Below are 23,194 nucleotides of genomic sequence, written 5' to 3'. Positions count from 1 at the left end.
ACCATTCGAAATAACAAACGTATAAGTAGGGACAACATCCTTCGCTATCCTTTTGGTTTTAGGATTTTCCTATTGGAAATGCTCGGTACAATTTCATCGCCAATGGCAAGGGTAGGATAATTGTCAACCCCCAATTCGGCAGGTGACTCTCCCTGCCATTCGCTTTTCTTTCCGGTAAGCGTTACGGTTCGTGTCTCGGGGTCTATGGTCATAAACGCAAACAACGAGTCCTTATAGGGACAGGTATAGGAAATCCATGGATGGTCTTCATGGATTTTTTCAGAGTAACTTTGGTGCTGATAATCCCCACCTACCCACAAATAGGAAGCAGAGTTAAGATGGAGATAGGGTATCCCGTCCTTTTCCAAAAGCATATCAATATGGGTATGCCCATTGATGGCAAATAAAATCTTCCCTTTTGCCGCAGAAAGAATACTTTGTATTTCCTCGGCATTATCCACAGCCAATGGCCCCAATAAAGGTTGATGGGAAACTATGATTATGGGACCTTCAATGGTTTTCAACTGGTCTACCAACCAAGACTGCTGTTCCTTTCCGATATAGGATGCGTACCCTCCCTCATGTGTGGGCGACCCTTTCTCATTACCATCCAAAACAATGAAATGGATGCCTTCCACCTCTTTGGCATAGTACCGTGCCGGCATGCCCCAGTAAGAAAGACATTGGTCCGTGGTATATCCCGCATCGGTATCGTGGTTGCCGATAACATGGAGTGCTTGCTCGTGGGCATTGTTAAAAAGCTGGATCACCTCTTTGTTCTTTTCCCCGGGATAGGCAAAATCCCCCAACTGCATTATGGCATGGGGTTGTTGCACCTTTACTTGCTCCACGAAGGCCTGCATACGTTGTACCCCATCATGCATAATGTCCTGGTGCAAATCCGTAATTAACCCGATTTTGACGGGAGCCGAGCCCTTGAAAGTTGAACATGCCATGTTTGGCAACGAAAAAGCCAGGCAAGATAAGGCCGTGCTTTTCACAAAATCTCTACGGGCAATACCCTTTATCGGTTTCTCCATGGTCTTTTCTCTCTTCAACATTCTAGACTATTTAATTGTTATTAAATGAAATATAAATCAAAATAATTCAACATCTGTTTTCCATGCATGACTTAGGCCACACTTCTACTTTGAGACACCCTTCGTCTGAAATAAAAAATAGTGACCAGCACCAAGAAAGCTATGGATAACCCAGAAATGAAATTCAAGGAGACGAAGAACCCTGTCCAAGTTCCCTTGTAATCCATAATCTCCTTTAAAAATAGGACACCCACACTGCACAAGTACCCCAAAGCATCCGCCGTATAGAACAAAAAGCCGACATTCCCCCGATAGTGAAGCAAAGCAATCAACCTTTCAAACAAGAGACAATGGAACAGGATATAGGGCAAATACACCCCCATACCGGTACTTATCATCCAAGCAATGGGAGAAATAAGGGATTCCTGAAACAAAAAAGTGGACAATAACAAGGTGGCCGTCCCAGCCAGGGTAAGCCACATACCCATGTTAAAGGCCCGTTGATTGTTACGGATAAGAATGCCCAATGCGGCCAATACCAATACCACCAAGGCCACTGGGATTTCGGTAAGGGTAATGAGCTCCGGCTCTTGGGCATAACCGAGCTCGGACCAAAACTCCACTACAAAATTGTCCCTAAAATCCCTGATGATGGTCAGAAATATATAAATCAACACAAGCCCCAAATACCCAAGACCGTTCTGCTTTAAAAAGGTTTTGCGCTTTTGTGCATCCATGGGCATACGCTCCGTTCGCTCTTCTATGTCTTCACTACTGGGCTTTTTGGAGCGATTGAGCATCCACACGGACAGCAAAAAAATGGGAAAGAACAGTAAGCCGGTGGCAAAGGGCATAACGTATTCATCAATTCCATATTCCTGGATCAAAATTACCCCTACGGTTTTCACCAAACCGGTCGAAAAAATAAAAGTGGCACTCAAGGCCGCGGCAAGCAATTCGGTATTCTTCCGCCCTTCCAAATAGGACAAAACCACTCCGAAGACCATTCCCAAGGGAAGGCCGTTCAAGAAAAGTGCAATAATCTTTAATTGTGGGGGCAGCACAGCAAAAACCAACAGCATTGCCAATCCAAAACTCACTAGGCCAATCAACCATTGTACCCGTTTTGAGGACTCCATCTCCGAAATCATCTTGATGCCAATAAACTTGGAAAGCATATACCCCAACACCTGGCTAATGACCAAAACGGTCTTGGGGTCTGCCTTAAAGCCCAGGGCCAAATCCACATACTGCCCGGCCAAAAAGGACTTTCTTACGGCATACATTCCCGTGTAGCATAGAAAACCCGCTACCATCAACCAAGAGGTATGCAACCATTTTTTATTGATCATCCGTGTTGCCATGGTACTTTTCCAATCTTTAAGGTTTACGAAATAGGATGTATCAAAAGTAGGTTTCGATGGTCTCTTATCTGTGAAGTAAATGTAAAACAACCATTAATTTTTCTTTATGATGAATTTTATTTCTTCTAAAGAAAATATTTCAGTTTACCTTTGATAAAAATTTTAGCAAGTGGACGAGAGCAAACACATTTTAAAGCACATGGGCTCAAAGATTCGTAACCTACGAATGGGCAGGGGGTGGAAGCTCGGGGAATTATCGGAAAAATCTGGAATAAGCATGGCCATGTTGTCCAAAATAGAGAATGGCAGGGTATACCCAACCTTTCCTACTCTACTCCGTGTATTGAAGACTTTGGAAGTAGACCTCAACGCCTTTTTTGAGGACATGTCCATGAACACTGATTTTCCAGGCTACATATTCCACAAAAGGGAAGACTATACCGAAATCACCAAAGAGGATTCAGTGGGTTTTCGGTACGAGAACATCTTAACCCAAAGCTTGAGCGGTATTTCTTTGGAAGTCTCATTGCTGACCCTTAGCCAAGATGCTGAACGGGAACTGTTGACCACGGACGGTTTTGAATATATCTTTTTGGTGAAAGGGGATATCAATTACGTTTTGGACAACAAAACATTCCACTTAAGGGAGGGGGACTCGTTATACTTTGATGGACGCCTGCCCCACGTACCCAAGAACAACTTGGAATCGGAAGCTATTCTATTGGTCGTTTATTTTATCACAGAACTTTAATCAAATCCTATCATGCAAAACCCACAAGCAAGAGCAATGGTCTTTGAAGCGGTCGGACAACCATTTTCCCAAGTTCAAATGGAATTGCCTGAGCTCAACACCGATGAAGCCCTGATCCAAATCGATTACACCACCATTTGCACCAGCGACCTACACACCTTTTACGGAAAAAGAGGGGGCGCTTGCCATAGTATCTTGGGGCATGAGATCATGGGGACCATTGTAAAGGTACCTGTTGAAGGTATCCAAGATTACCATGGCCACTCTCTTCAGATTGGGGATCGGGTCACTTGGTCGGTTTATGCCCACGACAAAAGCGACCCTATGGCCAAAAAAGGTATTCCGCAAAAGTCCGGTGACCTTTTTAAGTACGGACACGAACCCATGAATGGTCAGAACCCATTGAATGGCGGTTTTGCCACCCATTGTCATTTAAGGCATGGGTCAACCCTTTTTAAATTGCCGTCAAACCTTAGTCAAAAGGAAGCCGCCCCCTTGAACTGCACCCATGCCACCATGGCCGGAGCCATACGCTTGGCGGGTGATTTAAACGGAAAAAATGTTCTGGTAAACGGCGTAGGTATGTTGGGACTTTCAGCCTGCGTCATGGCCAAGGAATTGGGAGCAAAAACTGTTTTCTCCATGGATGTGGATGAATCAAGGCTCACCTATAGTAAAAAATTTGGGGTTTCCATGGGGTTGGACGCTGTCTTGACCGCCTCTGAAGTAGTGGAAATTGTCGCAAAAAAAGGAGGAATTGATGTGGTCATCGAAACCAGTGGTGTTCCCTCCGCAATTGAAAAAAGTATGGCCATCCTGAACATTGGTGGGATTTGTGTCATGGTCGGTGCAGTGTATACCCAACGGGACTTGGCCATCAATGCAGAACATATAGTGCGAAAGCTTTTAACCCTGAAAGGGTTGCACAACTACGCCCATGATGATTTGCGTTTTGCCATTGATTTTTTATCCAAGAACCACAAAAAATACCCTTTTGGGGAATTGGTGGGCGCTGAATTTCCACTACATCAATTGGATGATGCCTTTGAACTGGCCCATGAGGGTACCTATTATCGAGTGGGCATCCACCCGTAAGAACGGATGACCGTTCCCATCAACTCTCGGGCCAATGGGTTTCAAGACCTTGGGTCCTGATCCAGTCCTGAAATTCGGCAAGTAGGTTTTTCTGTTCCCGAACCGCTCGGGGAGGTACATTTTTCCGTTGGGCAAAAGCCACCAACATCCCAACTGCCTCTCCTATACTCCACTCCACAGGATGCAGTCGAAAACAGCCATTGGTAATGTGGGTGGTCCCGATATTTTTATTGGCCGGAAGCAAATTGTTCATTCTTTGGGGAAGCAATGCGCCCAGAGGAATCTGGAACGGCAACGATCCAAAATCCACATAATTGACTCCCTGATTGCTGGGATGCAAATCAATATGGTAGTATCCGGTCCCTACGCTATCGTAAAAATCTGCGGAGGTTTTTCCCGCTTCATCCCCCGCCACCATACGGCGGTTCTCAGCACCAACATGCTCCTCCAATACGGTAAACTCAGCTTTGACTCTTCTGGCTTCTCGGATGTAGGGATATTTGGCCATGCCGTCTTCGGTACCCATCACATCCCCTCGGAGCCGTAAGCCCGGCCATCCTTGTCCGCCATCAGGTCGTGGCGCCTCAGTTTGCAACCAGTAAAACAAAGAAAGGTTCAGTTGGCGGGCACCGTCCACATGTTTTTGGAATTCTTCTTCGCTGACATCGATTAGGTTGCCCATAAAATAGTCGTTTTGCGGCCAATTGACCACCGTGATGTCCCCATCATATGTACCAGATACAAAATTGGCTTTGTTGATAAGCCTGCGGTACAACCAAAGGTTGAGCATTTCCCCTGTTTTCTTTCCTTCGGGGTGGAACCCCAAGTTTTTGGGTTTCAGCGTCCGGGGATCGGAATAGTTCAACTCCAGTAATTTCCCGGCCCAAGGCGTATCCATTTGAGGAACATAGTTGCTCCAAAAATCATAATCCTTTGGCCGATCGATAATATTGTTGACCCCGGGTTGGTAATCCATTGCAAAGCACAAGGTAAATGCCTGATTGTTTTTGGGATTGGCCACTTCTGGAGCGTGTAATTCCCCAGTCTGACTTTTAGACTCCGTTCCGGTAACATACTCTGTACCCGTGAGCGGAAGCAAGTCACCACATTCGGTGGCATCAATAAAATAAGGGGCTTGAAGAACCAAAGCATTTCCATTTTTCAGATTCTTAGCCTGAATGGATCGTACCTCATCCCCAGTGACATCGGCCGCCTCAATCTTGTGTTCGGTCAGAAGGGTCAATTTTCCGGAACTGATGAAAGGAAGCAACATTTCTGTCAAAACCTCCACGGTTACGCGAGGTTCATGACAAATTCGGGAAACCGAACCATCCCCTGGATTCAAATGGGAACGACTTTTTGCATCAGCCGTAAGTGGATAGTTTCGTTTATAATACTCCCTAATTCGATTTCGGTATTCACGATAAGAGGCAGGAGCTCCGTGTGTTTCTATCCAATTATGTTCGTCCGGGGGCACTCCTTGCTGGGATACTTGACCACCTATCCAATCGGTCTCTTCGGTTAGAATAACTTTGAGCCCGTTTCTACAAACTGCCAAAGCGGCTGCAAAACCCCCTAATCCGCCCCCGGCAATGACCACATCGGCCTTTAATTCCTTCGTAGTTGTTGTAAAAGCATAACCTTTCTTGGGTGATTTTGCATTGGAAACCATAGGTCCTGCCAGCAATATCCCGCTAGTTCCGGCAGAAACCGAGGACAAAAAATTCCGTCTCTTCATATTTCGTTTTAAGTGAGGTTATATATCCTACGAAATATAGTCAAAAATACCTTTCTGGGGGCAGGCTCCAAATACCCGTTAAGATTGTCACTGCTTTGCCTTAACGATTTCCTCTTTCCCATCAAGCCTTATCTTCACCTTAACCTTGGGATTTCCGCTCACCACGGCGCAATCAAATTGTACTTGGTGATTGCCTTGCCCCAAATTGGGTAGGTTGTTCAGCTGACGCTGTTTCAAGATTTGGCCCTTACTATCGGAAATGGTCAGTAGGCCATTATCTATGACCAGTTCTTCACCAGACCGTACTGTTTCAGGGATATTGATTTTTGAATAGTTGCTTACTTCTATGTTGACATTGTCCACTGCACCGCCATTTTCGGCATCCAAATGAAGGATTGCCCTAAAAGGTTGTTCCTCTGCGTGGTCGTTGCTAAAACTCCATTCCGCATAGGTAGGTTGTCCAGGTTGAACTTCAACTTTTTCGAAAACAAAATCGTAGTCTTGGAACATCATCAGCTTCCACTCTTTATCCTGAATGGTTTCTTCCAAATGAAACTCTTTGCTTAAATCCTTCAATTGTAATTTTTGTTCATCCGAAAAAGCTCCACTAAGCCTCGCTTTTTCCCATATCCTGATCAAATCCAGAATAACGGATGTATGGGGGTTGTCCCGCAAAGCATCAGGATTGGCCGAAAACGCAAAACCTGCATTGTACGCCGCCCCCCTGGCCAACATCCATTCTATATCTGCAATAGTGGTGTAGGGTTTCAATGAAAACCAGCCTAGCATATTGGGCAAGTAATTGGCTTCCAAAAAGGGCTGGTTGTTAAAGCGGTATTCCGACTGACTCTGTCTAAATCCGCCATACCAAGGTTCCCCCCAATTGATGTAATGGTTGATATGCCAATAGTAATGCGTGGTTCGACTAGATCCGTTTACCAGATTTTTCTCGGTTCCCTCAAACACCCGTTTTGCAAAATCGTCCATGCTGTATGTGCCTTGCCCGGTGGCCAAGGCCCCCTCATGACCATCAAAGTCCATTTGTGTGATGCCCGTTTCATTAAAGAAATCGACCATATTCCCTGCCATTTCCTTTTGGAGATCAAAATCAGGAAAAAACACCTTGTAGGCATGGTCCAACAACTTCCCAACAACATCTCCTTTTTCATGATTTGAGGCGATGGTACCAAAGGCACCTCGCTCACAATCCAATAACCTGTAGGGCGCTTCCTTACTTACGGACCGATACCGAACAAGTTCATCCCCAATCTTTACGGTATGCATCCAGTTGTACTGCTCATTGTTGAAAAACTGATTGGTGCTCACAGGTATTTCCGTGGTAGTGGCATCAATATTCCCGGACAGTGTTCCCTGACCTGTAAAAACAAGCCCCTCGTTGGGCACAGGTGTCACGAACGGGTCATTCGGGGTAATAAACGTTGTCAAGGTATGGGCCCCAACCCGTATTCCCTGTGCATTGGCCCTTTCCACTAAAGCCTTCATACCTGCCCTGCCATTGGGAAACTGATCGGGAATCAGGTCAAAAGCTCCCCAATTCTCAAAAGGGTGTGCATGATAAATGGCATTCATACCCGCCTTTTGGGTATACGCCAACATCTCATCGAAATTCTCTTCGGTAAAAGTGGTAATCAGATAGGCTTTGCTCCGTTCCGGATGGGTCTTGATCCATTGTCCATCAACCATGGGGTGTGGCAGGCCTTCTTGCACTTCAATCCCACCTATGGTTTCCAGTACATTCTCCGGGGCACATCCAAAAACAGCAATTTTAGACCCTATTACCGTTTCACCTTCAATGGGCTCTACGGGCATATCCCTATAATGTTTGTCCCAAACATCGGCCGTACGCCCTATAGATCTATCTATTGAAAAGGCGTTGAGTGTACATCCGAAATCTGTTTTGGTCGCAGCTCCTTTCCGATTTTCAACACCACCCTCATCGTTTGTCAATTCCCCTCCAGTGGTTTTAAGGTTCAGTGCTTGCAATCCTATGGCAAAATCTTCATTTCGTGCCACACCAACCACTTCTCCCACAATGCCTTCAATAGAAACTGGGTAACTGCCCCAAACTATGGCAGGAACTTTTTCTATGGGCTGGGCCGAAACTACCTCAAAAGAGAGGTACCCTTCTTTCTCCGCGTAGGCCACTTCTATCCTTGCACCATTGTCAAAAGACAAACCTATGGTTTGGGCTTGGGAATCCATATCTGCAGACCGGGGGTACTGGGCAATACTGTCTTTCGGATTTTGAATGGACAGTAATGGTGCTTCTTGGTTCATGGCCAAGTATTCCGTGCCATCCCTTTTATCTTGAATGGAAGTCAATCTTCCTTGATTATCCAAGGAAATGGACAATGTTTTGGTTGATAATTCAAAATCCTTTGAATTGCACGACACCACTAAACCCATCAGTGCCATAAGAAACACTACAGCACTGATTCTTTTATTTTTTTGAAAGGCCATCTCTTTTTTTTAGTTAGACACATAAAAACCACAGAACCAGAATAAAGCAGCAGTTTTATTTTAGCATACCAAATAATCTGGGAACGGTTCGCATGAACTAAAAATAGGTAACGTACTTTCAGTTTTCTACCAAAATTTCAAGCAATCCGAATACTTTTTTTGCTTTTTCCTTCTTAATTGAAGCATGTGTAGCCATCAATACTGGCGAGACAGCAGAAAAAAGTTCCAAAAACAAAAAAGCCACGCTTATAGCGTGGCTTTTTTGTTGTAGTGACCGCGGGAGGATTCGAACCCCCAACCCTCAGAGCCGAAATCTGATATTCTATCCAGTTGAACTACGCGGCCTTGATACTTATGAACTTAATTTTGCCTTTACAATGTTTGAAATGGTCTTTCCGTCTGCCTGACCGGCCAATTCCTTGGAAACGATGCCCATAACCTTGCCCATATCCTGCATTCCCGAAGCACCAATGGAATCAATGGTCTGTACCACCACTTTTTCTATTTCCTCTTCCGTAAGTTGTTCCGGTAAGAACTTTTCAATAATGGCTACCTGTGCCAATTCGGGTCCAGCCAAATCTTCACGGCCTTGCTCCTGAAAAATGGCAGCACTGTCCTTACGCTGCTTTACCAGCTTTTGGACCAACTTTACTTCTTCCTCCTCGGAAAGTTCGGAACCAGCTCCTTTATCGGTTTTCGCCAATAAAATTGCCGATTTAATGGCTCGCAATGATTCCAGGGCAACAGTGTCCTTGGCCTTCATTGCAGCCTTCATTTCTGTCATCACCTTTTCTTGCAAATCCATTTGAACTTATTTTGGGCTGCGAAGATAAAAAATAAACCCGAAAGTCTATTAACTTCCGGGTTCATGATTTCCATTAAAAATGGATATCGATTTTAAACACTACTAATCAACATTATCGTGTAAAAATGAGTTGTTGGAACGCAATTGCAAATCGTCATTGCTATCCTCACCCAATGTGGTCCTGGATACCTTTTGTTCCTTGGGAACATCGTTCAGGTCCACTCCTTGTCTTTTATAGGCAGGCTGCTTTTCTATATCATCAATACTGTTCCGGTTGTTCTGGAATTTATAGTTGAAATTTTTCAGCTTTCTCCTGCGCTCGTCGGCCCTATCTTTTAAAATATCGCTTATGGAACTGTTAAAGGGGTCCATACTGGCAGTACTCTCTTCTTCCGCCTTGGCTTCAACCTTTACGGTCTTCTTTTCAAAAACAAGTTCGTTTTCGACCAATTTAGGCTCATGGGTCTCAGCCTTTGATTTTGCCCCTGTCAACTTGGTTTCCAACTCCATGTATTCTTCCAAATTGTATCGGGTCTCACCTTGGTTCTTATATTCCAGAACAGGTTTTACCTCTACGTAGTGGTTTACATCAATGTCTTTGACATCGTCATCCAAATTAAAGGTAATGGTGTGCTCCTTTTCATCTTCTTCCTCTTCAAAGGTATTGTTGAGGGGCATATCAAAACTCAAGGCAAACTGATCTTCATTTTCCTTGTTTTTGGGTGAAACCACTTCTGGGTCCACTACTTCTATTTCGTTGATGATATTCTTGGCCTCAATGATGATAAAATCATCATCCACGTTTTCAGGAACGACTTCATCATAGAATACATTGAAGTTTCGGATATAGTTTGTGGTCGGGATAAGGTCCATCTCTTGGATCTTGGGCTTCACCTCTTCTTCTTCCACCTCCAAAGTGTGCTTTACAATCTCTGGTTCAGGTTCAGGTTGAACCGGTGCCTTTTTAACGGGAACCTCCTGTACCGATGTGGCCTCTGGTCTCAACTCTTGTTGTGCAGTCTGTTCGTCTTCCAAAGTGTAAAATACCTTTTTGGATTCCGTGTTCACGATATCATCCTGCTGATCCACGTTAAATCCCGTGGCAATAACAGTTACAGCAATGGATTCTCCTAAATTTTCGTCTTCACCAACCCCCATGATGATGTTGGCCCCATGACCGGCCTCAATCTGGATATGGTCATTGATTTCCCCAATCTCATCAATGGTGATTTCTTGTGAGCCAGAAACAATGAGCAGCAATACATTTTTGGCCCCGTTGATCTTGTTATCGTTCAGCAATGGGGAATCCAATGCTTTCATGATGGCCTCACTTGCCCTTGCCGAGCCTGATGCCGTTGCGGAACCCATAATGGCGGTTCCACTGTTGGAAAGCACCGTCTTGGCATCCCTAAGGTCAATATTTTGTGTGTAGTGGTGCGTAATTACCTCTGCGATACCCCTTGCCGCAGTGGCCAATACCTCATCCGCTTTGGAGAAGCCGGCCTTAAACCCAAGATTGCCGTACACTTCACGAAGTTTGTTATTGTTGATCACGATCAACGAATCTACATTGGAGCGCAGTTTTTCAATCCCCAGTTGCGCTTGTTTGTTTCGCATGGCCCCTTCAAACTGGAAGGGAATGGTAACGATACCCACGGTAAGAATATCCATTTCCTTGGCCAATTTGGCAATGACAGGAGCGGCCCCTGTACCGGTTCCACCTCCCATACCCGCAGTGATAAAGGCCATTTTGGTGGTGTGCTCCAGCATACCTTTGATGTCTTCCATACTTTCCAAGGCAGCCTGTTCCCCAACTTCAGGGTTGGCCCCAGCTCCCAGTCCTTCGGTAAGGGATACCCCCAATTGAATTTTATTGGGAACGGAACTGTTCTGCAAAGCTTGGGAATCGGTATTGCAGATTACAAAGTCCACTCCGTTGATCCCTGCTTGGAACATGTGGTTGATGGCATTGCTACCTCCTCCACCAACTCCAATTACCTTGATTACGTTGCTCTTGTTCTTGGGCAAATCAAAAGCGATGTTGTCAAATTCAGTGTTCTTACTCATGACAGTTGTGTTTCTTTATGGGGTTATTATTCTGCGTTGTCCAAAAAATCCTTCAACTTCTCGGACCATTTGTCAAAAATGGATTTTCGTTCCTTGTGCGACACCGTATTGGTGCCCGCCATTTGTTCTTGTCCTACCAAGACCTTTTCTTCCTCATCCAACCCATCCATATCTCCCTCAACAGGAATTGTCTTGGTTTCCAATGCCTTCATCAACAGTCCAACTGCGGTGGCATATAGTGGACTTGCCACTTCTTCATCGGAATCGCCCGCCAAATGCTCGTTGGGGTATCCTATTCGGGTGTCCATTCCGGTAATGTATTCCACCAATTGCTTCAAATGCTTCAACTGGCTTCCCCCACCGGTAAGGACGATGCCCGCAATCAGTTTTTTCTTTTGTTCCTCGTGCCCGTAGTTCTTGATCTCCACATACACCTGCTCTATGATTTCCACCACTCGGGCATGAATGATCTTGGAGAGGTTTTTTAGGGTGATTTCCTTGGGTTCACGACCGCGCAATCCGGGAATGGAAACAATTTCATTGTCCTTGTTCTCCCCCGGCCATGCGGAACCAAACTTCATTTTAAGCAGTTCGGCCTGTTTTTCTATAATGGAGCACCCTTCCTTGATATCCTCGGTGATAACGTTTCCACCAAATGGGATTACGGAGGTATGGCGAATGATGCCGTCCTTAAAAATGGCAAGGTCGGTGGTTCCACCCCCTATATCGAGAAGTGCCACACCGGCTTCTTTTTCCTCTTGGCTCAAAACCGCTTCTGCGGATGCCAAGGGTTCCAAGGTAATATTGCCCAGTTCCAATCCTGAGCTTTTAATACATCTTCCAATATTTTTGATGGAGGAAACCTGACCCACCACCACATGGAAGTTGGCTTCCAATCGGCCACCGTACATTCCCCTGGGTTCTTTGATCTCAGCCTGGCCGTCCACTTTGTACTCCTGTGGCAATACGTGGATGATCTCCTCACCGGGAAGCATGACCAATTTGTATACTTGGTTGCAAAGCTTGTCCAGATCATCATTGTTGATGACCTCCTCGGAATTTGGCCTGGTGATATAATCACTGTGCTGCAGGCTACGGATATGTTGTCCTGCGATACCTGCCACCACGGAACCAATCTTTAGACCCGAGTTGACCTCCGCCTGTTCCACGGCCTGCTGAATGGAGGAAATGGTCTGTGTAATATTGTTGACCACACCTCTGTGCACACCTAAGCTTTTGGCTTTTCCCGAACCCAAAACCTCAATTTTACCATACTCATTTTCCCTTCCAATGATCGCTACGATCTTGGTGGTTCCAATGTCCAAACCAACTGAATAATTACCCTGTGCCATATCTTAAATTTTGGTACAAACCACTTGATTGCTATATTCCAAACTCACTATTGCATAACTCTCCAAGGAATTGTCCTTGGTCGCCTTGACATAAAAGGCCATAAAATTTTTGAACTTTTCGTTCAGATTGTCCACCCCTCCCAAATTCACCACAAAGTTTTCCATTCGGAACCTTAACTGGTACTTTCCTTCTTCCTCAATATGTATCCCGATGACGTTTTTCCGCAGAAAATCGTCCTCGTTGATATAGTTCAATATCTCATACGCATCTTCAAGGGTTTTACCTGTAATCTCACCTGTGATTATAGGCACCCTTGCCGAATGATGTTTGGAAAGCGGCATGCGCTTCCCTAGATCATCCAAATAAAATTTAGAGATTCCCTCCACTCTTCCAATGGGTTTACGCTGAACAATCTTAGAGATAAGTTCTCCGTTCACAGTAAGATAGACCTGGGCGCTTTTAACCATATCGTTGGACAGAATTACCTCCTCTATGGTATTCAAAACTAACTGTTCTTTGGCCCTATTTTTTACAGGTCCGTAATTTTGTATTAACAATTTATTAACTGCGTCCTCTGTGAGATACAAACTATTGTCTCCCAGAAACTTAATGGACATATCATTCACCTCCCTCTTTTTGCTCCGCATATCGGCAAAACCATAAAGGGCAACCAGCGAAATGGACAAGAATGCCAATTTTATGTAATTCCAATTAACTCGCATAGGTCAGTTCTTTTTTGATCTTGGACACTTCCAATCCTATGTCCCCCGCACCAATGGCGACCAAGACCCCTGTTCTATATTTTTTTATTTCATCAATCAAATCCGATTTGGAGACCAGCCTCTTATTTGGATTATTGATTTTCTCCAACAACCAAGTCGAATTCACCCCTGGAACGGGTTCTTCCCGGGCAGGGTAGATTTCCATCAATAAAATCTCATCAAACTTGGATAGGCTCGCGGCAAAATCATCCACAAAATCCTTTGTCCTTGAGAAAAGATGGGGCTGAAATATGGCCGTGACCTTTTCACCCGGATGCATTTCCCGTATCGCTTGATGTACCGCTTCAATTTCTGTGGGATGGTGCGCATAATCATCTATAAAGGCAAAACCCTTTTCCTTGATCTGATAGGAAAACCTGCGCTGCACCCCCTTAAAACTTTCCAATGCCCTGGCCAACTGTTGTGGTGAACAGCCTGTCTGCTCCGCCATGGCAAAAGCGACCAATCCGTTGAGCAAATTGTGCCTTCCCGGTTTATTGAACTTCACATCCGAAATTGTTCCGGAAGGGGTGACCAAATCAAATATGTAAGTCCCTTGTTCCGTTTTAATATTTTCTATACAATAGGCCGAGCCATCCTCTATGCCATACGTAATACCTTCCATGGGCAATCCGTTGCGCACAAAAAGAGTGCCCCCCGGTTTAATCTGCCCAGCAAATGCCCTGAAAGTATCTTCCAATTGTTCCTTGGTCCCATAAATATCCAAATGATCGGCATCCATGGAGGTTATGCAGGCCACATTGGGGAACAATTGCAAAAAGGAGCGGTCAAATTCATCGGCCTCCACCACAGAGTATTCAGTCCCGTCCAATACAAAATTGCTGTCAAAGTCTTCCGAAACGCCTCCCAAAAATGCCGTAAAGGGTAAACCGCACTCCCGTAGCAAATGGGCCAAAATACAGGATGTGGTGGTCTTTCCGTGTGTCCCGGCCACCGCTAGGCAGAAGGTATCCTTGGTGATGATTCCCAATACCTCGGAGCGCTTCTTGATCTCAAAGCCATTGTTTTTGTAAAACTGCAGCTCCGAATGACTTTTAGGTACCGCAGGGGTATACACCACAAGGGTTCCTTCTTGCTTGAAGTTTTCTGGGATGACCTCCACATTGTCCTCAAAATGCACGGCAATGCCCTTTTCCACCAACCCATCGGTAATAGGGGTGGATGTACGATCGTATCCGGCCACATCTTTTCCAATAAAATGGAAATACCGGGCCAAAGCGGACATACCTATACCTCCGATTCCGATAAAATAGACGCTATGGATATCCTTTACATTCATTTTTCTGTTATGAATTGTCAGTTCGAGCGCAGTCGAGAACAAGACTCATAAGACTGTGCACCTTTCGACTGCGCTCAAGGTGACATAACTTTAGACTTTGTGTGCCCTCTTCCAACATCATTCTTTTAATAATTTTTCAATTTCATCAACAATATGTTCCGTAGCCTTGGGCATGGCCAATTTTTTAATGTTCACCCCCAACTTTTGCTGTATTTCTTCCGAATCCAATAGACCCGAGAATGCATTTTCAAATGTGCTGTCCAGTTCATCTTCCTTGAGCATGATGGCCGCATCCTTTACCGCCAATGCCCTTGCATTTTGGGTTTGATGATCCTCGGCCACATTGGGCGATGGGATAAAAACCACTGGTTTTCCCACCAGACACAACTCTGATACCGACCCAGCACCGGCACGGGAAATGATGACATCGGCCATGTTGTAGGCCAAATCCATCCTGTTGACAAAGGCCAACACTTTCACCGTATCCGAATCATATTTTTTATACTCCTCATAGTAGAGTTTTCCACATTGCCACAGTACCTGCAATCCTCTTTTTTCAAAGAAATTGAGCTCCTTTTCTATCAACTGGTTGATGCGACGCGCCCCTAAACTTCCCCCCAGCACCAAAACCGATTTTTTTCGGGCATCCAATCCAAAAAAAGTACCAGCTTCATCTTTGGTCGATTTTAAATCCACCAAATCCATTCGGATAGGATTTCCGGTCTTTACAATCTTTTCCTTTGGAAAAAACCGTTCCATACCGTCATAGGCTACACATATCTTTTTGGCCTTCCCAGCCAATAGTTTGTTGGTAATTCCCGCGAAGGAATTCTGCTCTTGCAACACACAGGGAACGCCCGAATTTTCGGCCATCCGCAACAATGGTCCGCTCGCAAACCCTCCCGTACCTATGGCCACATGGGGTTGAAACTGCTTTACTATTTTGCGTGCTGCCAACAAACTACTTATCAGTTTAAAGGGAAACATGAGATTCTTCAATGTCAGTTTCCGTTGTATTCCACTTATCCACAGGCCTTTAATTTCGTATCCGGCCTGCGGTACTTTTTCCATTTCCATTTTATCCTTGGCCCCCACGAACAAAAATTCCGCATTGGGATGCCTTTTTTTTAGCTCATTGGCTATGGCTATGGCCGGATAAATGTGGCCGCCCGTTCCACCTCCAGAAAGTATAAACCTATATCTGTCCACTCAATACTTCTAAAGGGTTGGTCTCATCTATATCATAGGATTGCTCCTCCAAATTCTCTTTTTTGTTGCTTGCGCTCAACACAATTCCGATGGCCATACAGGTCATCCAAATGGAGGTACCTCCCATACTGATCAGTGGCAAGGGTTGCCCCGTAACCGGAAACAACTGTACCACTACGGCCATATTGATGAAGGCCTGAAAAACAATGGGCAGTCCTACCCCTATCACTAGCAATTTCGAAAACACTGTCTTGGCCGAATGGGCCACCACCACTATTCTGAACAATAGCAGCAAATAGAAAAACAACAAAGCACCACCGCCCAACAGCCCATATTCCTCAATAATGATGGCAAAAATGAAATCCGAAGTACTTTGCGACAGCATGTTCTTCATGACGCTTTTCCCTGCCCCTTTGCCTACAACACCGCCTTCTGCAATGGCAATCTGGGCCAAGGTCAACTGGTGCAGGTCGTCCTTATCCGCCTGTTCAGGGTGGATGAAAGTCTCTATCCTGGATTTCCATGTCCCTGCCCGTTGGGGCAACGCTTCGGGGGCCTTGAACAGTACAAAAAGGAACATTCCTGCCAGCACAATTCCGGTACCCACCATGGCAAACAAATATTTTAGGGGATATCCGCCCAAAAAACAGAGTACCATCACCAAAAAACAGATGATGGCCGCGGTTGAAAAGTTTTCGGGCAATATCAATAATACCACCAAGGCGGTTGGTAACCACAAGGGCAGAATACTTTCCTTAAAGGTGATCTGGGTATCCTTGATCTTCGTCAAATACCTCGCAATCCAAATCATAAGCACCACAGATGCCAAGGTCGATGTCTGAAAATTGACCCCAACAAATGGAATCTTGATCCAGCGATTTGCAGTCACCCCTCCAATCTCTGTCTCCACGGTAAGCGTGTACCCCAGCAAAATCAGCACAATGGGCAACGCAATTATGGAAAGTCCTTTAAAATAATGGGTGGGTATACGATGGACCGCATAAATGATCCCAAATCCCAAAAACAACAGTACAGCATGCTTTACCAAATGACCCAAAGTGGTTCCATCTCCATTTACGTAGACTAGGTTGGTACTGGCACTATAGACCGGCAAAAATGAGAAAAGGGCCAATAGGGCCACTACGCCCCAAATGGCTTTATCTCCTTTCAAATTTTTGAACACGGTTTTCACGGTTTATAGGTTTTTTACGGTTTCCTTAAATTGATTTCCTCGGTCCTCATAGTTCTCAAACAGGTCGAAACTGGCACATGCCGGAGATAACAACACGGCATCTCCTCGCTCAGCAATCTTATAGGCTACCTTTACGGCCTCTTCCATGGAATAGGTCTCCACCATAAGATCAATGACATTGCCAAAAGCTGACTTCAGCTTGGAATTGTCCATTCCCAAGCAGACAATGGCCTTCACTTTTTCCCGAACCAAGGGCATCAATTCGGAATAATCATTGCCTTTGTCCACTCCACCTACGATCCAAACAATGGGTCGTTTTATGCCATCAAGGGCATAATAGGTGGCATTCACATTGGTAGCCTTGGAGTCGTTGATGTACTCCACGTGGTTGATTTTCAAAACCTTCTCCAATCGGTGGGGCACCCCTTGGAACGACTGGATACTCTGACGGATGGTCTCCTTCCTCACTTTCACCAATAGGGCAGCCATACTGGCGGCCATGGTATTCTTTACGTTGTGTTGCCCTTCCAAGGCCAAAATATCTGTACTCATTTCCAAGGTTTTATGTTCTAATTTTATATGTATCGTTTTATCTTCCAACCAAGCTCCTTCCCCTACTTTCCTTTTTAAGGAAAATGGAACCAATTTGGATTGAACGGGGTTCTTTTTGAGCCAATCTCCAATCACTTCATCATCTGCATCATAAATCAGGTAATCTTTTTCATCCTGATTCATCGCGATGCGAAATTTGGAGGCGATATAATTTTCAAATTGATAGTCATATCGGTCCAAGTGGTCGGGGGTAATATTGGTGATCAGGGCAATATGGGGTTTAAAATCCACGATTCCGTCCAGTTGAAAACTGCTGATTTCCAACACATACTGGCTATAATCCTTTTCCGCTACCATTTTAGCATAACTGTCGCCAATGTTTCCGGCCATACCCACGTTCATTCCTCCTCCTTTCAACAGATGGTAGGTCATCATGGTGGTAGTGGTTTTGCCATTGCTACCTGTGATTCCAATTAAGGTCGCATCCGTATATTTTGAAGCGAATTCTATTTCCGAAATCACTGGAATACCTTTTACCACCAATTGTTTCACCAAGGGGACCTTATCTGGAATCCCAGGGCTTTTCATGACCACATCAGCATTCAGGATCTTGGTCTCGGTATGCTGGCCCGACTCCCATTCAATCTCAAAATGTTCAAGAACTTTTTTATAGGTTTCCTTTATTTCGCCTTTATCCGAAACAAAGACTTCAAATCCTTTTTGTTTTCCCAAAATGGCGGTTCCCACACCACTTTCTCCTCCTCCCAATATCACCAAGCGAGCCATTTATCGAATCTTTAAGGTGACAATCGTCACGATGGCGAGCAAAATCCCTATAATCCAAAACCGGGTGACTATTTTGCTCTCGTGATACATTTTTTTCTGATAGTGATGGTGCAAGGGTGCCATCAGGAATATGCGTTTTCCTTCACCATATTTCCGCTTCGTATGCTTAAAATATCCCACCTGCAACATGACCGATAGGGATTCGGCAAAGAAGATTCCGCACAAAATGGGAATCAACAGTTCCTTTCTAACGATGATGGCAATCACGGCAATGACCCCACCAATGGTGAGACTTCCCGTATCTCCCATAAACACTTGTGCCGGATAGGCGTTGTACCATAAAAATCCGACCAAGGCCCCTACAAATGCCGCGATGAACACAACCAACTCCCCTGCCCTAGGTAAATAGAAAATATCCAAGTAATTGGAGAATTGCACATTGCCCGAAACCCAGGCGAAAATTCCCAAGGTCAACACAATTATGGCCGAAGAGCCTGCGGCCAACCCATCTATTCCGTCCGTGAGGTTGGCTCCATTGGACACCGCTGTAACAATAAGAATGACCACCGGGATAAAAATTATCCAAGCATATTGTTCCATTCCTTCGCCGGTCCATGCAATCAAATCTGCATAATCCAATTCGTTGTCCTTAAAAAAGGGAACATTGGTACGGACCGCCTTGGTCTCTTCACCAAATACCCTCTCTACCCTAAAATTTTCATTGATCTGGGTGGTATCCTTTTCTTTAATGGTCACTTCGGGATGGAAATAGAGTACAGCGCCAACAATCAATCCCAAAACTACTTGCCCCAAAACCTTGAACCTGCCTTTAAGTCCTTTTTTATCTTTTTTGAAAATCTTGATGTAATCGTCCACAAATCCAATGGTACCCATCCATACCGTGGTAATGATCAAGAGGATGATGTAGATGTTTTGTACATCGGCAAACAGCAGCACCGGTAAAAGGGTGGACCAAATAATGATAAGCCCTCCCATGGTAGGAGTCCCCGCCTTTTGTTTTTGTCCTTCCAATCCCAAATCACGTACGGTCTCCCCAATCTGTTTCTTCTGCAGGTATTGGATGATACGTTTTCCGTAGACCATGGCAATCAAAAGAGAAAGCAGCACCGACATGGCGGCACGGAAGGTATAGAACTGAAAAAGTCCCGCCCCTGGCAGTTGGTATTGCTTCTCTAAGTATTCGAACAAATAATATAGCATGGGCTACAAATCAATTTTGGCTATCCAAAGCCTCTTTAACTTCTTTAAAATCATCAAAATCCACACGGACCCCATTGGTTTCCTGATAGGTTTCGTGTCCTTTTCCGGCCACTAGGATGATATCATTGGTCATCGCCAGTTTGCAAGCTGTTCTTATAGCCTGTCTCCGGTTTTCTATGGACAATACTTTTTTGGTATTCTGGGCTTCCACCCCAGCTTCCATATCGGCAATGATTGCTTCGGGGGATTCCGTTCTCGGATTGTCCGAGGTAAAAATGGCCTGATTGCTCATTTCGGATGCGATATGACCCATAACCGGACGCTTAGACTTATCACGGTCACCACCACACCCCACTACGGTGATGACGTTTTCATTTCCAGTCCTCAATGCGTTGATGGTAATCAACACATTTTTTAGTGCATCCGGCGTATGGGCATAATCAACAATAGCCGTTATTTTATCTTTTGATATATAGTATTGAAACCTACCATCCACATTCTCCAACTCGCTCATCAAACGGAGGGTTTCCATTTTTTCCAAGCCCAAAATATCCGCAGTGGCATAAATGGCCAATAGGTTATAGGCATTGAAATCTCCAATCAATTTGGACCACAGCTCATTATCATCCAGTTTCAACAACTGTCCATTGAACTGTTTTTCCAAAATCTGGGCCCTATAATCCGCGTAGGATTTTAAGGCGTAGGTATATTTTTTGGCCTTGGTATTCTGTAACATGACCAATCCGTTCTTGTCGTCTATGTTCACCAAGGCGAAGGCGCTCTTGGGCAAGCCATCGAACAGTCTTTTCTTGGTATCCCGATATTCCGCAAAGGTTTTGTGGTAATCCAAGTGATCGTGTGAAAGGTTGGTAAAAATGGCTCCGGCAAAATGGAGTCCTTCCGCCCTTTTCTGGTGGATACCATGGGAACTGACTTCCATAAAACAGAACTCCACACCAATCTGATTCATCTGGGACAGATAGGTATTGATGGTCATTACATCTGGAGTGGTATGGCTGGTAGGATGCTCCTTATCATCCACCATCACCTTGATCGTGGAAATAAGTCCGACCTTATATCCTGCCTTCTTGAACAGATTGTACAATAATGTACTCACCGTGGTCTTTCCATTGGTTCCCGTTACCCCGACCAATTTTAGGTTCTTCGATGGATTATCGAAAAAATTGGCGGCCATGACAGCCAATGCACTGTTGCAATCGGACACCTTAATATAGGTGACACCATTGATCAACAATTCTGGAAGCTCCTCACATACGATAGCCTTTGCACCGGATTCCACCGCTTTTTGGATGTACTGATGACCATCGGTAATGGTCCCCCGAACAGCTACAAAGACATCATCCATCTCTACCTTTCTGGAATCGAAATGGATTTGGTTCACCAACACATTGGTGTCTCCACTTACCGCTGAAAGGCTTACTCCATATAATATGTCCTTCAACAACTTCATGAAAGTTCCAGTACTATTTTTTTAACTTGTTTGATATCTGTTCCTTGCTTAATGGACTGCCCTTTTACCTTTCCATTGCCACGCACCTCCACTTCCAATCCCAGATTTTCCAATAGGGAAACGGCATCCATTCCACTCATCCCTTTTACATTGGGAATGGTGTTGTATTTTTTTTGGGCCTGTGCGAAGTAGTGCTGGTACTCTTCATCCAGAACATCGTACTCTTGCATTCTTTCTTCCACTTCATCCACCAAAGGCGAGATGGCATGGATTTTCTGCGCCATGGACTTGAACACCGGACCAGAAACATCCGCACCATAATAGCCTACACTTTTATCCGGCTCATGAATGATCACGATACAGGAATACTTGGGATTGTCCGCTGGGAAATAGCCCGCAAAAGTGGATATATAGGCCAGCTTATCCGGGTCCTTGGTTTCATAGTTTTTCTGACAGGTTCCTGTTTTTCCTGCCATGGAAAAGTTTTTGGAATACAGTTTATGTCCGGTTCCATAATCCTTTTCCACCACGTCTTTCATCAATTGCTGCATCTTCAGAACAGTCTCTTCGGAACAGATGGAAGGATTCAGCACCTGCTTATCGAACTTTTTAACGATTTTACTTCCTTCCCTTACCTCTTTTATCAACCTAGGCTTTACCAACTCTCCATCATTGGCAATGGCATTGTAAAAAGCAAGGGTCTGCATGGGGGTCAAGGACACTTCATATCCATAGGACATCCATCCCAAGGAGATTCCGGACCAGCCTTTGTCTCCGGGATATCGGATTACAGGCGCACCTTCTCCTTTAATAGGTATTCCCAATCTTTTATGTAGCCCCATGTTCATCAATCGATTGACAAACTTTTCGGGCTGTTCCTTGTAATTTTCATTGATGATCTTGGCAAATGCCGTATTGGAGGAAACCGCAAAGGCCCTAGCCGTTGAAATCTTGCCGTAACCTCCCCATTTGGAATCCCTGACCACCCCGTCATAAATACGGTATCTTCCTTTTTCGGTATCGATTACCGTACTGGTATCCACCACCTTGTCTTCGAGTGCCGCCACCAAAGACATCAATTTAAAAGTGGAGCCTGGCTCATGGGATTCCCCAATCGCATAGTTCAACTTTTCATAATATTTTCCTTCGGATGTACGACCTAGATTGGAAATGGCCTTTACCTCCCCGGTCTTGGTTTCCATGACCACCACACAGCCATGATCTGCCTTGTATTTCTCCAATTGGGCCAAAAGCTCATGGTGCGCAATGTCCTGAATGTTGATATCTATTGTGGAAACCACATCCAGTCCATCCTCAGGCTCCACTATATTGTCCAACCCAACAGGTTTCCACTGTCCTTTTGCTATTCTCTGTTTCAGGCGCTTGCCTTCTTTCCCTCTCAAGTAAGATTCTCCAAAGGCCCCATCAAGTCCCACACGGGTATAATATCCATTTTCATCAACCCTTTCATAGCCAATGCTTCGAGCTGCCATTTTTCCCAAGGGATATTCCCGCACCACACGATGGGTCTCAATAAAACCACCTTTATAAGGTCCTAACTTGAACAAAGGAAACTGCTTTATGCGCACATAATCCAGATAATCCACATTACGGGCCACCAACTTGTATCGGTTACCATTGGCCCTGGCCTTTCTGAACAGTTGCCTATAATACGATGATGGCCTGTTGAACATTTTCCCCAACGAATCGGAAAGTGCAGCCACGTTGTTCTGGAAATTTTCCTCGGAAACCGTTTTGGCATCAAACCGAATCTCATATTTGGGTACGGATGCTGCCAACAAGCTTCCATCTTCCGAATACAAGTTCCCCCGATTGGGCTCAATGGTGAACATTTTTTCGGTTTTGCTCAGGGCCAGCTCTTTGTACTCCTCTGCCCGTACCATTTGGATATCCACTAGCTTCACCACCACCGCTATGGCCAATACACAAAGTCCCCCGGCAACGAGGTACAGTCTGTTCATGATATTTTTTTCGGTGATCGCCACTA

The 23,194-nt window shown here is 45.0% G+C and carries 17 protein-coding genes and 1 tRNA gene; 2 read left to right on the top strand and 16 right to left on the bottom strand.

Annotation, left to right across the window (positions count from 1 at the left end; genetic code table 11):
- Positions 1-44 precede the first annotated feature (44 nt).
- Together ACPD8L_RS15875 and ACPD8L_RS15870 are read right to left on the bottom strand one after the other, a co-directional pair.
- A complete protein-coding gene (locus ACPD8L_RS15875; protein ID WP_423944515.1) occupies positions 45-1,061 on the bottom strand; it encodes a metallophosphoesterase family protein in 1,017 nt (338 codons plus the stop codon).
- Positions 1,062-1,132: 71 nt separating this feature from the next.
- Positions 1,133-2,404, bottom strand: a complete 1,272-nt coding sequence (locus ACPD8L_RS15870; protein WP_423944512.1) for a DUF5690 family protein — start codon at positions 2,402-2,404, stop codon at positions 1,133-1,135.
- 199 nt (positions 2,405-2,603) lie between these two features.
- On the opposite strand from ACPD8L_RS15870, the gene ACPD8L_RS15865 reads away from it, so the two are divergent.
- Together ACPD8L_RS15865 and ACPD8L_RS15860 are read left to right on the top strand one after the other, a co-directional pair.
- Complete coding sequence (locus tag ACPD8L_RS15865) at positions 2,604-3,155, top strand: helix-turn-helix domain-containing protein (protein ID WP_423944510.1); 552 nt, start codon at positions 2,604-2,606, stop codon at positions 3,153-3,155.
- Between the two features lie 12 nt (positions 3,156-3,167).
- Positions 3,168-4,250, top strand: a complete 1,083-nt coding sequence (locus tag ACPD8L_RS15860) for a zinc-binding dehydrogenase (RefSeq protein ID WP_423944508.1) — start codon at positions 3,168-3,170, stop codon at positions 4,248-4,250.
- Positions 4,251-4,269: 19 nt separating this feature from the next.
- On the opposite strand, the gene ACPD8L_RS15855 is transcribed toward ACPD8L_RS15860, so the two are convergent.
- The 14 genes from ACPD8L_RS15855 to ACPD8L_RS15790 all read right to left on the bottom strand — a co-directional run bounded on the left by ACPD8L_RS15855 (position 4,270) and on the right by ACPD8L_RS15790 (position 23,192).
- On the bottom strand, positions 4,270-5,988 hold the full coding sequence (locus ACPD8L_RS15855; protein ID WP_423944505.1) for an FAD-dependent oxidoreductase: 1,719 nt from the start codon (positions 5,986-5,988) through the stop codon (positions 4,270-4,272).
- An 87-nt stretch (positions 5,989-6,075) separates the two neighbouring features.
- Positions 6,076-8,469 (bottom strand): hypothetical protein, encoded by a 2,394-nt coding sequence (locus ACPD8L_RS15850; RefSeq protein WP_423944503.1) that lies wholly within the window; start codon positions 8,467-8,469, stop codon positions 6,076-6,078.
- Positions 8,470-8,740: 271 nt separating this feature from the next.
- Positions 8,741-8,814, bottom strand: a tRNA-Arg gene (locus tag ACPD8L_RS15845).
- A gap of 7 nt (positions 8,815-8,821) precedes the next feature.
- The gene (locus ACPD8L_RS15840; protein ID WP_116217385.1) at positions 8,822-9,274 is read right to left on the bottom strand and encodes a GatB/YqeY domain-containing protein; all 453 of its coding nucleotides are present in this window, start codon (positions 9,272-9,274) and stop codon (positions 8,822-8,824) included.
- Between the two features lie 102 nt (positions 9,275-9,376).
- Positions 9,377-11,341 (bottom strand): cell division protein FtsZ, encoded by a 1,965-nt coding sequence (gene ftsZ / locus ACPD8L_RS15835; protein WP_116217384.1) that lies wholly within the window; start codon positions 11,339-11,341, stop codon positions 9,377-9,379.
- 26 nt (positions 11,342-11,367) lie between these two features.
- Entirely contained in the window at positions 11,368-12,693 is a 1,326-nt protein-coding gene (ftsA, locus tag ACPD8L_RS15830; protein ID WP_293302781.1) for a cell division protein FtsA, read from the bottom strand.
- 3 nt (positions 12,694-12,696) lie between these two features.
- Positions 12,697-13,380 carry a cell division protein FtsQ/DivIB gene (locus ACPD8L_RS15825; protein ID WP_423944498.1) on the bottom strand — a complete coding sequence of 228 codons (684 nt, stop codon included), beginning with the start codon at positions 13,378-13,380 and terminating at the stop codon, positions 12,697-12,699.
- Between the two features lie 25 nt (positions 13,381-13,405).
- Complete coding sequence (gene murC / locus ACPD8L_RS15820) at positions 13,406-14,755, bottom strand: UDP-N-acetylmuramate--L-alanine ligase (protein WP_423944496.1); 1,350 nt, start codon at positions 14,753-14,755, stop codon at positions 13,406-13,408.
- A 117-nt stretch (positions 14,756-14,872) separates the two neighbouring features.
- A complete protein-coding gene (gene murG, locus ACPD8L_RS15815) occupies positions 14,873-15,964 on the bottom strand; it encodes an undecaprenyldiphospho-muramoylpentapeptide beta-N-acetylglucosaminyltransferase (RefSeq protein ID WP_423944493.1) in 1,092 nt (363 codons plus the stop codon).
- Positions 15,951-17,156, bottom strand: coding sequence for an FtsW/RodA/SpoVE family cell cycle protein (locus tag ACPD8L_RS15810; protein ID WP_423944491.1), 1,206 nt, complete (start codon positions 17,154-17,156; stop codon positions 15,951-15,953). The genes murG and ACPD8L_RS15810 overlap by 14 nt, the downstream gene beginning before the upstream one ends.
- 3 nt (positions 17,157-17,159) lie before the next feature.
- The gene (murD, locus tag ACPD8L_RS15805; protein WP_116217378.1) at positions 17,160-18,494 is read right to left on the bottom strand and encodes a UDP-N-acetylmuramoyl-L-alanine--D-glutamate ligase; all 1,335 of its coding nucleotides are present in this window, start codon (positions 18,492-18,494) and stop codon (positions 17,160-17,162) included.
- On the bottom strand, positions 18,495-19,715 hold the full coding sequence (gene mraY / locus ACPD8L_RS15800) for a phospho-N-acetylmuramoyl-pentapeptide-transferase (RefSeq protein WP_116217377.1): 1,221 nt from the start codon (positions 19,713-19,715) through the stop codon (positions 18,495-18,497).
- A 10-nt stretch (positions 19,716-19,725) separates the two neighbouring features.
- Complete coding sequence (locus tag ACPD8L_RS15795) at positions 19,726-21,186, bottom strand: UDP-N-acetylmuramoyl-L-alanyl-D-glutamate--2,6-diaminopimelate ligase (RefSeq protein WP_423944487.1); 1,461 nt, start codon at positions 21,184-21,186, stop codon at positions 19,726-19,728.
- Positions 21,183-23,192: a penicillin-binding protein gene (locus ACPD8L_RS15790; protein WP_421810937.1), complete on the bottom strand. Its 2,010-nt coding sequence runs from the start codon at positions 23,190-23,192 to the stop codon at positions 21,183-21,185. The genes ACPD8L_RS15795 and ACPD8L_RS15790 overlap by 4 nt, the downstream gene beginning before the upstream one ends.
- Positions 23,193-23,194 lie beyond the last annotated feature (2 nt).

It is taken from the genome of Flagellimonas algicida (genome assembly GCF_049629585.1).
GTDB lineage: Bacteria > Bacteroidota > Bacteroidia > Flavobacteriales > Flavobacteriaceae > Flagellimonas.
This window is presented reverse-complemented; position numbering and strand designations above follow the sequence as displayed.

Excerpts from the sequence above, each read along its gene's own strand:
- ACPD8L_RS15875 (WP_423944515.1), bottom strand. The coding sequence starts at position 1,061 with ATGTTGAAGAGAGAAAAGACCATGGAGAAACCGATAAAGGGTATTGCC.
- ACPD8L_RS15870 (WP_423944512.1), bottom strand. The coding sequence starts at position 2,404 with ATGGCAACACGGATGATCAATAAAAAATGGTTGCATACCTCTTGGTTG.
- ACPD8L_RS15865 (WP_423944510.1), top strand. The coding sequence starts at position 2,604 with ATGGGCTCAAAGATTCGTAACCTACGAATGGGCAGGGGGTGGAAGCTC.
- ACPD8L_RS15860 (WP_423944508.1), top strand. The coding sequence starts at position 3,168 with ATGCAAAACCCACAAGCAAGAGCAATGGTCTTTGAAGCGGTCGGACAA.
- ACPD8L_RS15855 (WP_423944505.1), bottom strand. The coding sequence starts at position 5,988 with ATGAAGAGACGGAATTTTTTGTCCTCGGTTTCTGCCGGAACTAGCGGG.
- ACPD8L_RS15850 (WP_423944503.1), bottom strand. The coding sequence starts at position 8,469 with ATGGCCTTTCAAAAAAATAAAAGAATCAGTGCTGTAGTGTTTCTTATG.
- ACPD8L_RS15840 (WP_116217385.1), bottom strand. The coding sequence starts at position 9,274 with ATGGATTTGCAAGAAAAGGTGATGACAGAAATGAAGGCTGCAATGAAG.
- ftsZ (WP_116217384.1), bottom strand. The coding sequence starts at position 11,341 with ATGAGTAAGAACACTGAATTTGACAACATCGCTTTTGATTTGCCCAAG.
- ftsA (WP_293302781.1), bottom strand. The coding sequence starts at position 12,693 with ATGGCACAGGGTAATTATTCAGTTGGTTTGGACATTGGAACCACCAAG.
- murC (WP_423944496.1), bottom strand. The coding sequence starts at position 14,755 with ATGAATGTAAAGGATATCCATAGCGTCTATTTTATCGGAATCGGAGGT.
- murD (WP_116217378.1), bottom strand. The coding sequence starts at position 18,494 with ATGGCTCGCTTGGTGATATTGGGAGGAGGAGAAAGTGGTGTGGGAACC.
- mraY (WP_116217377.1), bottom strand. The coding sequence starts at position 19,715 with ATGCTATATTATTTGTTCGAATACTTAGAGAAGCAATACCAACTGCCA.
- ACPD8L_RS15795 (WP_423944487.1), bottom strand. The coding sequence starts at position 21,186 with ATGAAGTTGTTGAAGGACATATTATATGGAGTAAGCCTTTCAGCGGTA.